The sequence below is a fragment of the Polaromonas sp. UBA4122 genome (genome assembly GCA_002381615.1).
Lineage (GTDB): Bacteria > Pseudomonadota > Gammaproteobacteria > Burkholderiales > Burkholderiaceae_C > Polaromonas.
Map to the genome: position 1 here is coordinate 33534 of DFWY01000081.1, position 11915 is coordinate 45448.

7 protein-coding genes are annotated in these 11915 nt (G+C 64.5%); 5 read left to right on the top strand and 2 right to left on the bottom strand.

The features are described 5' to 3' along the window. Positions 1-175 precede the first annotated feature (175 nt). Together B3F77_RS10945 and B3F77_RS10950 are read left to right on the top strand one after the other, a co-directional pair. On the top strand, positions 176-409 hold the full coding sequence (locus B3F77_RS10945; RefSeq protein WP_293604987.1) for a hypothetical protein: 234 nt from the start codon (positions 176-178) through the stop codon (positions 407-409). Between the two features lie 217 nt (positions 410-626). Further along, positions 627-1334 carry a hypothetical protein gene (locus B3F77_RS10950; protein WP_293604988.1) on the top strand — a complete coding sequence of 236 codons (708 nt, stop codon included), beginning with the start codon at positions 627-629 and terminating at the stop codon, positions 1332-1334. A 131-nt stretch (positions 1335-1465) separates the two neighbouring features. On the opposite strand, the gene argH is transcribed toward B3F77_RS10950, so the two are convergent. After that, positions 1466-2875 carry an argininosuccinate lyase gene (gene argH, locus B3F77_RS10955; protein ID WP_293604989.1) on the bottom strand — a complete coding sequence of 470 codons (1410 nt, stop codon included), beginning with the start codon at positions 2873-2875 and terminating at the stop codon, positions 1466-1468. Between the two features lie 222 nt (positions 2876-3097). Between argH and B3F77_RS10960 the strand changes: the two genes are divergently transcribed. The 3 genes from B3F77_RS10960 (at position 3098) to B3F77_RS10970 (ending at position 6382) form a co-directional block, all read left to right on the top strand. Then, on the top strand, positions 3098-4162 hold the full coding sequence (locus B3F77_RS10960) for a sensor histidine kinase (RefSeq protein WP_293604990.1): 1065 nt from the start codon (positions 3098-3100) through the stop codon (positions 4160-4162). A 118-nt stretch (positions 4163-4280) separates the two neighbouring features. After that, the gene (locus tag B3F77_RS10965; protein ID WP_293604991.1) at positions 4281-5021 is read left to right on the top strand and encodes a LytR/AlgR family response regulator transcription factor; all 741 of its coding nucleotides are present in this window, start codon (positions 4281-4283) and stop codon (positions 5019-5021) included. A gap of 191 nt (positions 5022-5212) precedes the next feature. Then, positions 5213-6382, top strand: a complete 1170-nt coding sequence (locus tag B3F77_RS10970) for an AI-2E family transporter (protein ID WP_293604992.1) — start codon at positions 5213-5215, stop codon at positions 6380-6382. Positions 6383-6506: 124 nt separating this feature from the next. Here B3F77_RS10970 and B3F77_RS10975 read toward each other — a convergent pair whose 3' ends face one another. Then, positions 6507-11897, bottom strand: coding sequence for a GH36-type glycosyl hydrolase domain-containing protein (locus tag B3F77_RS10975; protein ID WP_293604993.1), 5391 nt, complete (start codon positions 11895-11897; stop codon positions 6507-6509). Between the last annotated feature and the right edge of the window lie 18 nt (positions 11898-11915).

Genomic DNA, 11915 nt, shown 5'->3' on the forward strand with positions numbered 1-11915 from the left:
TGCGGGGAGCTCTGAAGTTTTGCATTTAGTGACCGTGCTTGTCCTACATCACCCTTCGTGTCGGGCTGACACGCAGGCATGGCCGTTAGAGGAAAATTTATCTTCGGCTGGCAATCCGGTCAGCCGATTTTGTCACCCGATTGCCTGTCATGGGCATGAACTTAGGAGCAACGCTATGAAAGCATCCAAATCTCTGACCTCGATACTAGCGGCGGCCGCTGTGGTGGGTGTCATCAGCCTGGCTTACGCCCAGACTGCCGACACCACGGCGCCGAGCTACAGCTCCGGCCAGACCTTGCAGAATCAGGGCACGGCCAGCCCCGACACCGGCGTGCAAACGCCTTCGACCAGCACTACTGACACTGCGGTTACGGCGACCGAGCGCCCGGCTCAGGCTGACCGCAATTAAGTCAAGGCATTCATGCACGCTGGCGTGAGGCAACCCGGGCGGGCATCGTGCGTTTCGCGCATGCGGCCCGGGGTGTTTCGGGCAGTGGTTGAAGAGGCGTGCTTTTTGCTTAACTACTATGCATCGCCATATTTCACAGAATCCGGCTCCCCAAGGCGGCCATTCGGGGACACGCGGATGTTCGGATGGGGTTGACGGACTCAAGCATGGCATTTTGGTGGGTCTTGCGATCCTGGCGCTGACCTTGCCGCCATTTCGTACCGCTTCCGTATCCAGCCTATTGCCAGGCGCGTTGGTGGCGATTCAGGCGCCGCCACGCTTCGCGGACTTCGGTGACGAAAGTGCTTCCGTCGAAGCCCAACAGGTGGCGAACTGGGTGGTTGACTCAGGCGATAACCATCAACTCTTTTTTGTGATCCTCGACAAGAAAAACGCCAAGGTGTTCGTATTTGATCCGGGAGGCAAATTGCGCGGTGCGACGCCGGTGCTGATCGGTTCGGCCAAAGGTGATGATTCAGTTGCCGGCATCGGCGGCCGGCCCATAGCCAAAGTTCAGCCTCACGAACGAACCACACCGGCGGGCCGTTTCATGGCGGAGCTAGGCCGCAACGCATCGGGTGAAGATGTGGTGTGGGTGGACTACGATGCGGCGGTCTCGATGCATCGCGTGCGCACCCTGGTGCCCCAAGAGCGTCGCCTCGAGCGTCTCGCTTCGCCCTCTGTGGAGGACCACCGCATTTCCTATGGCTGTATCAACGTGCCGGTTGAATTTTTTGAAAACGTGGTGAGTCCGGCGTTCAACGCCCGCCATGGCGTGGTCTATGTGTTGCCTGAGGTTAAATCAGTGGCTGAAGTGTTCACTTCGGTTTACGACGTCGCCGCAAAATACCCGCTGGCAAACCAGATGAGTCAAATTGGAATCTGACCCTCATTTCAGACCCTCATTTCATGCGGTAGTTTATGAGAAATTCCCGCTTCTAGTCCCGTAGCACATGCGCAACCAGCTGCTGAATTAATAGCAATTCAAGCCAGCCACAAGGGAATAAATCAAGCCCCTTACCCCAGCCGAGCCCGATGCCGCTTAATCTGCGCCCGCACCTGATTCGGCGCGGTGCCACCCAGAATGTCGCGGGCATTGAGCGAGCCGCGCAAGGACAGCACCTCGTACACGTCTTTCTCAATGTTCGGGTTGAACTGCTGCAACACCTGCAATGGCAATTCCGACAGATCGACTTGATGCGAGATGGCTGCTTTCACCGCGTGGGCCACGGTCTCATGGGCGTCGCGGAAGGGCAACCCCTTCTTGACCAGGTAGTCGGCCAGGTCGGTGGCGGTGGCGTAGCCGCGCAGGGCGGCGCGTTCCATGGTCTCGGGTTTGACGGTGATGCCGCCCACCATTTCGGCAAAGATGCGCAGCGTGTCCTTGAGCGTGTCTACCGTGTCAAACAGCGGCTCCTTGTCTTCCTGGTTGTCCTTGTTGTAGGCCAGCGGCTGGCCTTTCATCAGGGTGATCAGGCCCATCAGGTGGCCGACCACGCGGCCGGTCTTGCCGCGCGCGAGTTCGGGCACGTCGGGGTTTTTCTTCTGCGGCATGATCGATGAGCCGGTGCAAAAGCGGTCGGCAATGTCGATGAAACCAAAGCTCTGGCTCATCCACAGCACCAGCTCTTCGCTCAAGCGGCTGATGTGGACCATGGCCAGCGAGGCGGCGGCGGCGAATTCAATCGCAAAGTCGCGGTCGCTCACGGCGTCCAGGCTGTTCTGGCAGACTTGAGGCTGGCCTTGGTCATCGACCATGCCCAAGGTGCGGGCGACGCGCTCACGGTCCAGCGGGTAGCTGGTGCCGGCCAGCGCGGCGGCGCCCAGGGGCAGACGGTTGACGCGCTTTCGCACGTCCAGCATGCGCTCGGCATCGCGGCTGAACATTTCCACATAGGCCAGCATGTGGTGGCCAAAGCTCACTGGCTGCGCGACCTGCAAATGTGTGAAGCCGGGCAGAATCACCTCTGCATTTTTTTCGGCAATGTTGACCAGTGCTTTTTGAAAGTCAGTGAGAAGGCCGCTGATCAGGTCAATCTCGCCGCGCAGCCACAGGCGCACGTCGGTGGCGACCTGGTCGTTGCGGCTGCGGCCGGTGTGCAGGCGTTTGCCGGCATCGCCCACGATTTGCGTCAGGCGCGCTTCGATGTTGAGGTGCACGTCTTCCAGGTCCAGCTTCCATTCAAACGCGCCCGACTCGATTTCCGCGGTGATCTGCGCCATGCCTTTCTGGATGGCCGCATGGTCGGCGGGCGCGATGACCTGTTGCGCGGCCAGCATGTCGGCATGGGCCAGCGAGCCGGTGATGTCGGCCTGCCAGAGGCGCTTGTCAAAAAACACGCTGGCCGTGTAGCGCTTGACCAGATCGCTCATGGGCTCGGAGAATAGGGCAGACCAGGCTTGGGACTTTTTGTCGAATTGATTCACGTCGGGCTTTCTTTCGGGCGGTCACGGGTCGGGGCCGTGCAGGGTGGAGGCTAGGGGGCCAAGTGCGCTATTCTGGACAACTGTGCGGTCGGGCTCGGCTTACCTGGTGGTTCAACCCATGGTTGAAAGGCCACGACAGTGCAATACTCGTCCTTGTGATTTTATCTGCGCGCCGCACCTGCCCTGGAGATTGAAATAAGCTCAACAACTTCCACAGAATCGATGAAGCCGTCGCACTGTCCACAGAACGTAGAAGAATCCACGCTGCAGGGAGGTTCTATCCTGGACGACGACGCGGCGGTGCCATGCCCGCCGCCACGCGCCAGCATGTTTGACGCCTGCCACGTCGGGGTAGTGTTGCGCGCGGTGCTGTTTGTGGAGGCGGTGGTGGGGGTGGGCGCCATGTTTGGGGCCAGTCAGGCGGTCGATTGGCTGCTGCGGTTTTCTCTGCTGACCGGCGGCGTGCTGCCCGCCACGCTGGCCTGGCTGATCGCCGTTTGCGCACTGAAGACCCGCCTGAACCGGCTGGAGCCTTCGCGTCAGTGGCTGGCCGGCATGGTGCTGGGTGCGGCCGCGGGGTTGTATGGCTGCGGCCTGCTGGCCTTGATGGGGCTGCTGCAGCCGGCGCCCTGGTGGGCCAGCGCGGCGGCAGGCGCTTTGCTCTCGGCCATGGTGCTGGCAGGTCTTTTCTGGCGCGCCAAGGCGCGCACACCGGCGGCCACGGCGGCGCGGCTGGCCGAGTTGCAGTCGCGCATCCGTCCGCACTTTCTGTTCAACACGCTCAACAGCGCCATTGCGCTGGTGCGCGCCGAGCCCGCCAAGGCCGAAGCCGTACTGGAAGACCTGAGCGAGCTGTTTCGTCATGCGCTGGCCGACCCGGCCGAGTCGGTCACGCTGGGGCAGGAAATCGCGCTGGCCCAGCGCTATATGGCGATTGAGCAGATCCGCTTTGGCGAGCGCCTGCAGGTGCAGTGGAGCCTGGACGCCCGTGCTGATCAGGCCAAACTGCCGCCCTTGCTGCTGCAGCCGCTGGTGGAAAACGCGGTCATGCACGGCGTGGAGCCCAGTGCCAGCGGCGCGCAAATCAGAATCTCCACCCTCAGGCGCGGCAGCACGGTGGTGATCAAAGTGACCAATTCAACACCCGCCGGCGTGGGAACGCGTGGCCACGGGCTGGCACTGGCCAATGTGCGCGAGCGCCTGCTCTTGCTGCATGATGTGCAGGCACAGTTTAAGACCGTGTTCAAGGACGGCGTATTTCAGGTCAGGCTGGAGATTCCTGCATGATCCTGGAAACGACAGTTGGACGCGCTCTCAGCCAAGCGGTGAGATGTTTCAGGATGAAAAAAGTGAGCATTATTGCGGACTTCTTTAGTGGCCCAAGCGGTCAACTGTGGTTTCCAGGATGACACTCAAAGTACTGGTGGTTGACGACGAAGCACTGGCCCGCGCGCGCCTGCGTACCCTGCTGGGCGATTGCGTGGCGCCGGCTGCGCTGGTGGCCGCGGAAGCGGCCGATGCCGTGCAGGCCATGACGGCCCTGAGGAGAGACACCTTTGATGTGGTGTTGCTGGACATCCGCATGCCGGGGCTTGACGGCATCGCGCTGGCTCAAACCATCGCCGCCTTGCCCCAGCCGCCCGCCGTGGTGTTTGTCACGGCGCATTCCGAACATGCTGTGCAGGCCTTCGAGGTCGAAGCCATGGACTACCTGACCAAGCCAGTGCGGCTGGAGCGCTTGCAGCAGGCGCTACAAAAAGTGGAGCGCCTGGCGCAATCACAACGGGCGCTACGGCCTGATTTACCTGATGAAATGCTGATCATCCAGGACCGGGGCAGGACGGAGCGTGTGCCGCTGGCCGAAGTGCTTTACTTCAAAGCCGAGCTCAAATACATCACCGTGCGCACCGCCAGCCGAAGCTACATTCTGGACGGCTCACTGAGCGAGATGGAAGAGCGCCATGCCGCGCAGTTCATGCGCATACACCGCAATGCACTGATTGCGCGGTGCGCCATACGTGCGCTCGAAAAGCATTTTGACCCTGAGGAGGGAGAGGGCTGGGCGGTGCGGCTCAACGGCATTGACGAAGTGCTGGCGGTTTCGCGGCGACAGCTCAGCGCGGTTCGGGAAGCTATCGTGGGCTGATGGCGCTTCTCCAGCAGCGCCCATCAGGCACGGCAACCGGTCCGTTCCGGCGCCAGCGTCCTACACGGTTTCGCTTGTTCCTGGGTTTGAATGGACGCACGACGATTGTGGGAGTGCGCGCGCCGTTTTTTGCCAATCAGCAGGTCAGTGCGCCAGCGAGGCTGCACCAGCGGATATTTATGAGGAACCAGATGACCGAAGAACACCCTGCAGACATTCCGCTTGCCGACCCTGAAGCGGCGTTGTTGACCGAGCCAGAACGGGTGCTTCTTCACATGCCGGTGGACATCCGCAATATGTCGCTGGTGGTACTGGCCGTTCTGGCCAGTGTTTTTGTGCTTCACTGGGCCAAGGCCGTCGTTATACCGGTGATGCTCAGCGTGCTGTTCAGCTACGCGCTCTCGCCTTTGGTCAACTGGATGGAACTCAAACGCGTGCCGCGCTGGCTGGGCTCCGCGGTGCTGCTGCTGGCGATTTTAAGTGCGATTGGGTCGACCGCGTATTCGCTCAGGGATCAGGCCTCGCAACTCGTGGAGGCGCTGCCGGCGGCGGCGCAAAAGCTCAGGGAGGCAGTGAAACCGCGCAGCGGCAGATCGGACAGCACGCTGGAAACCGTGCAGAAAGCCGCGTCGCAAATTGAGCAGGCTGCGCAGGAGAGTGCAACGCCCGGCAGCACCCGCGGCGCCACGCGTGTGGTGGTCGAGCCGCCGCGTTTCAACGTCAAGGACTATCTGTGGTCGGGCACGATTGGCCTGATCGCCCTGATGGGTCAGACCACCGTGGTTGTTTTCCTCACCTACTTTCTGATGTTCTCTGGCGACACCTTTCGCCGCAAGCTGATCAAGCTGGCCGGCCCCAGCCTCAGCAACAAGAAAATCACGCTGCAGGCACTGCACGAAATCACCGGCCAGATCCAGCGCTACCTGCAGGTGCAGTTGCTGATCAGCGCGCTGGTGGGGGTGCTGACCTGGCTGGCCCTGCTGGCCATCGGACTTGACAATGCTGCGGTGTGGGGCATTGTTGCAGGCGTGCTGAATCTGGTGCCTTATGTGGGTTCACTGGTCACGGCAGCAGCCTCGGCGCTGGTCGGTTTTTTGCAGTTTGGTTCGCTCAACATGGCCTTGGCGGTGGGCGGCGCCTCGCTGCTCATACACACCCTCGTCGGCAACCTGCTCACGCCCTGGCTGACCAGCCGCACCAGCCGCATGAGCCCGGTGGCGGTCTTTGTAGGGCTGCTTGCATGGGGCTGGTTGTGGGGCGTCTGGGGACTGCTGCTGGGGATACCCATTCTGATGATCGTCAAGGCCATTTGTGACCGGGTGGATGACCTGAAGCCGATTGGCGAGTTTCTGGGATCGTAGTGTGGCTGACGACGGCGCGGAAGATAAGCGGGCTGACGGCATTTTGTAAAGCCTTTTAGTCCTCTATCCAAGACAGGACGGGCGTAAACAGCTATTAAAGTTGTAGCATTCAAACTGCTCGTTGTTAGTCCGAGCGGCCTGGAACAGCAACTTCCGGCGGGTGCGCCAGCACCGCTTCGCCGTGCACCAGCAGCACGGCTGGCTGCGGCAGGGTATCGAGCGCCACCCACTCGCCCCAGCCCAGCACCTGGTCGGTCTTCAGCGGCGCCTCGGCATCGTGGTTGCGCTGCCAGTGTACGGTGATGTCGCGCCCTTGCAACTTCAAGCGGATTTCCACGGCGGGCCAATGCGCCGGCAGGCGCGGCGACAAGGACAGCCGGCCCGGCCGCACGGCCAGGCCGAGCAGCGTTTCCAGTGCTGCACGGTACAGCCAGGCGGCCGATCCGGTGTACCAGCTCCAGCCGCCGCGGCCGACATAGGGCGCGGCGCTGTAGATGTCACCGGCCATCACATAAGGCTCGATTTCGTAGGCGGGGCCGCGCTGCGGATGCTGGCTGCGGTGTGCGGGGCTGAGGGCCTCAAAGCTGTTCCAGGCGCCCTCGGTGTCACCGGTGAGGGCCTGAGCCATCATGGCCCAGACGCCGGCGTGCGAATACTGGCCGCCGTTTTCGCGCACGCCCGGCGGATAGGCCTGGATGTAGCCGGGGTTGTTCCCCGAATGCTGAAATGGCGGATCCAGCAGGCGCAGCAGACCCGCTTGTTCATCGATCAGCTGTTCGCTGAGTGACTGCATGGCCGGGGTGGTGAAGGCCGCCGTGGACGCACCGGACAGCACCGCCCAGGCCTGCGCGATGAGGTCGATGCGGCATTCGGCGTTGGCAGCCGAGCCCAGCGGCGCGCCGTTGTCGAAAAAGGCGCGGCGGAACCAGGCGCCGTCCCAGCCGGCATCGTGCAGCGCGGCGACCCAGCCGCTGCGCGCCTCAACCCAGCGCGCAGCGCGCCCGTTGTCACCGCGCGCTTTGGCGAAAGGCAGGAAGCACTCGACCACGCTGCACAGGAACCAGCCCAGCCAGACCGATTCACCGCGGCCTTCGTGGCCGACGCGGTTCATGCCGTCGTTCCAGTCACCCGTGCCCATCAGCGGCAAGCCGTGTACGCCCACCGCCAGGCTGTGGTCTATGGTGCGGGCGCAGTGCTCATAGACGCTGGCGGATTGCGCGCTGATGTGCGGCACATAGTAGGCGTCCTCGGCGCCCTCGGGAATGGGCGGGCCGTCGATGAAGGGGACGGCTTCATCGAGCAGGGCCACATCGCCGGTCACCTCGACATAGTGAGCGCAGGCATAAGGCAGCCAGAGCAGATCGTCGGAAAAATGTGTGCGCACCCCTGCGCCGCCGGGCGCGTGCCACCAGTGCTGGACATCGCCTTCGGGGAATTGGCGCGAGGCGTTCAGCACGATCTGCTCGCGCAGGCGCCCCGGGTCGGCCAGGCCCAAGGCCATCGCGTCCTGCAACTGGTCCCGAAAGCCGAAAGCGCCGCCGGCCTGGTAAAACCCGGCCTTGGACCAGAGGCGGCACGCCACGGTTTGGTAGAGCAGCCAGCGGTTGAGCAGGGCGTCGAACAGCGGGTCGGGCGTTTGCACTTGCACTTTGCCCAGCAGCTGTGACCACCAGGCCTTGACGCCTGCCAGTGCCTGGCCGCCATCGTCCGCTGTTTTGCGCTGTGCCCAGTCCAGGGCCATCTGCTCCGCGGCAGCCGCATCCGCCCCGTGGCCCAGGATGAAACTGAACTCCAGCACGCCACCGCCGGCCAGGATGAACTCGCCGGCGAGGGCGGCGCAGGGATCGAGCGCGCCACCACTGCGTTGCCCCAGTGTGTCGGGTAGCACCAGTCGCCCCAGCGTGTCGAAGAATTCGCCACGATTGCAGGTCCACTGCATTCCGGTCGCCGCGCCGACTGTGGCGAGAAAAGCGAGAAATACGGTGGAGCCGCCGAAGCCGCCCTGGCTTTCGCGCTGCTGGGCGAACACGGCCGCCTGCTCGGGGCCTTTCCAGGTGTGCAGCGTACGCCGTGCGCCGCGTGCGTCGCCCATCTGCCATTCCACCATCGCCACGGCGCGCAATCGCCGCCGTCCGCCACCTTCGTGCCGGACGCGCACCTGCACCACCTTCACCGCCTCGCTCAGGTCGGCAAAGAAAGTCGTTTCCACTTGCAGGCCGCCGTGCAGGCCCTCAAACACCGAATAACCTTGACCATGGCGCACGCTCCAGCGGCTGTCCGGCGCAGTTAACAGGGAGGGCGCCAAGGGAAAGACCTGGCCGCTGTCCAGGTCCTGCAGCAGCCAATGCTCGAAGGCGGGGTCGCGCACCGGGTCGTTAGACCAAGGCGTGATCTGGTGCAGCCGGCTGTTGCCAGCCCAGGTATAGCCGCTGCCCGTTTCCGACACCTGGAAACCGAACGCCGGGTTGGCGATGACGTTGACCCAAGGCCTGGGCAATGTCTGGCCGTCTTGCAACTCAAAATGGAACTCGCCGCTTGCTGGGTCGAAGTGGCCCTGGGGTGATATTCCCGTCGCGGTCCCCGCCGCGGGCACCTGGCCGGAAAGTGGTGCCCGGGCCACCGCGCTGTTGCGCTGCGGCAGCCAACTCTCGCGCAGGGCCGCCACTTGCACTTCGAGGGGCCGGCCATCGGCGCTGAGCACGACACGCGCCAGCCCGGCCAGCGCGGCTTTCTCGGTGACGGCCATCTCGTGCTCGCGCAGCAGGTAAAAGCCCGCAGCGTCACTGGGTGGGAAGCTGTATTGCACGGCCTGCATCAGCCGGTCGCGCAGCGCCAGAATGTCGCGCTGCAAGGGCATCAGGTAAGAGTTGGGCTCGCTGTTGAGCACCACCACGTCAACCGCCAGCCCGCCGAAGGCCCACCAGGGCTGCGCCCGCAGCAGCGCATGCACCAGCGGCATCCCGCTGGGCGAATGGATGCGCACCAGCACGATGGGCTTGTCGCCCGAAATGGCGAAGCGCCAGAGCTGGCGCTGGTCCAGCGGCGTGCGTTCGGCCGCCGGCCGGGACAGGCTGTACATGAGCGCCGTGGTCAGGTCCTGCAGCGCCAGGTTTTCCTCGGGGGTCAATGCCAGGTCGCGCATCCGTACCTGGGCCAGCGTGGCGGCCATGCGGGTTGCGCGTTCCACGTGCATCGGCTGCAGGTACTTGTCGATGCGCGGCGCCAGTTCGTCCTCGGTTTCGGCGGCGGCTGTGGCAAAGCACAGCTTGGCGATGGCGCCGGGCGCCAGCCGCAGCTTCACGTGCAGGCTGGCCACCGGGTCGAGGCCGTTGATGGGGTTGTCGTCGGCGCCCTTCGGCTGCGGCCGCAGGGCCGGCTGGTGGGCTGGATGGTTGCGGCCGGCGAACACCCGACGGTCGGCGATGCAGTCCACCGAAATCAGGTCGGTCTCGGCCTCGGCCAGGAAATGCGACACCGCCATTTTCGGGTCGCTATGCAGGCGGGGCCGACGCGTGAGCATGAGGGCGCGCCATTGCGGCTCCCAGCGGGTCTGTACGAACAGGTTGGAGAAGGCCGGGTGCACTTCATCGGCGCGCGGGTCGGCCAGCACGGCCTCGAAGCAGGAGAATAGTTCCAGGACCTGTTCGGTTTGGCCTATGTTGTGCAGCGTCACGGTGCGCAGTTCGGTGTCGTCCTCGGGGCTGACCAGCACGGTGATGGTCGCGATCAGGTCGTCGTCGTGCGCATGGAACTGGACCCGGTCGGCCATGAAGCGCGCGTGGTAGCGCCAGTTGGCGCCCGGCGCCGGTGTGGCGGTGAGCGAGGCCACGGCGTGCTGACCCTCGCGGCGCAGGTAGAAGAAGGTGCCGTAGCCGTCGCGCAGCAGGTCGTCGCGCCAGCGCGTGACGTTGCGGCCCCGCCAGCGGCTGACGCCGGCTCCGCTGGCGCGCAGGGCAACGCTGTAGCGCCCGTTGGACAGGAGGTGGGTGGGCTTCCAGCCGGCGCTGAGCGGGTTCACTTCGCGCGACTGGAACACCGGCGCCGGCACATAGCCACCGGGCTCGGGTGGCTGGCGCGGCTCCGCGCTTTCCACGATCTGGCGCGGGGTACGCTCATGCAGCAGCGCCTCGTGCGCCGCTACCTGCGGGTCGGCAGCAAACCAGCGCCGGGGCGCATCGCCGCACAGCACGTTGCACAGCGCCGCCAGCGACATGCCCTGGTGGTGCGCCATGAAAGCCTGGACGATGCTGAACGCCTGGGTGCCCGGCTGGCGCGACACGGTGAAGTCCAGCGCCTCGAACAGGCCCAGCTCGCCGCGTGCGCCCAGCCGCTGCAACCGCTGGAGATTGAGCACGGCTTCACGCGGCTCGAGCGCGGTGGCCAACATGGTGGCATAGGGCGCGACGACACGGTCGGCAGGTGGCGTGCGCCGCAGCGCCAGACGTGGCACGCCGAAGGGCGAATACTGGTAGGCCAGCGTATGGTCCTGCGCAAAATAGGCCGACTCAGACACGCCCCAGGGCAACTGCTGCGCGGTGCCGAAAGCCCGCTGTTCGGCCACCGCCGCCAGCGCCGCCGTATGCAGCAAGCCGTGCTCGGGCTCCGGCATCAGCAGCGACGGCATCAGGTACTCGAACATGGATCCTGACCACGACTTCAGCGCCGGCGCCACACCGACCGACAGGAAGGGCCGGCCGAGCGCGGTCCAGTGGCGGCGCGGCACGTCGCCCTTGGCGATGGCCAGGAAGCTGGTCAGCCGCGACTCAGACGCCAGCAGGTCGTAATAGCTCGCGTCCAGTACCTGTTCATCGACCCGCAGGCCGATATGGAAAAGGTGGCGCTTGCCGTCGTACAGGCCACGGAAGTCCATGGCCGCGTACAGAGTCTGGCAGCGTTCGGCCAGGTGCAGCAAGGCGTCTTGCGCCGACTTGCCGTCGGCGCCGCCCCGCGCCAGGTCGATGCAGGCCTGCGCCACCGCCAGTAGGAGGCCGGCCAGGTTGCCGCTGTCGACCGCCGACACATAGGGCTGCAGGACTTCGAGCGTGCGCGTGTCGTACCAGTTGAGCAGGTGACCGTTGTGCTTGGGCAGCCGCTCGATGCTGTACAGCGTGGCTTCAAGGCGGCTGATGACCTCGCCCGTGCTGATCCAGCCGAATTCGCGCGCGCAGCAGACCGCCAGCAGGTACAAGCCCACGTTGGTAGGCGATGTCCGGTGCGCCAGTGTGAACTCCGGCACGAGTTGTAGGTTGTCAGGTGGCAGGTGGTTGTCCTCGGGGCCGACGCAGCGCTCAAAGAAGCGCCAGGTGTCGCGCGCCAGGGCATGCAGGTAAAGCCGGTCCTTATCGCGCAAATCCTGTGCGGTGCCCCGTGGGCGCGGCATGCTGGCCCACCAGGCGGCCAGTGGCGACGCGGCCCACAGCAAGAACAGGGTGGCGCCGGCCACGGGGTGCGGACCCCATGCAGCGGCCACTGCAAGCGCCGCGCAAACCAGCGATGCCGAGGCATGCTGGCGCACGAACACTGCGAGTTCGCT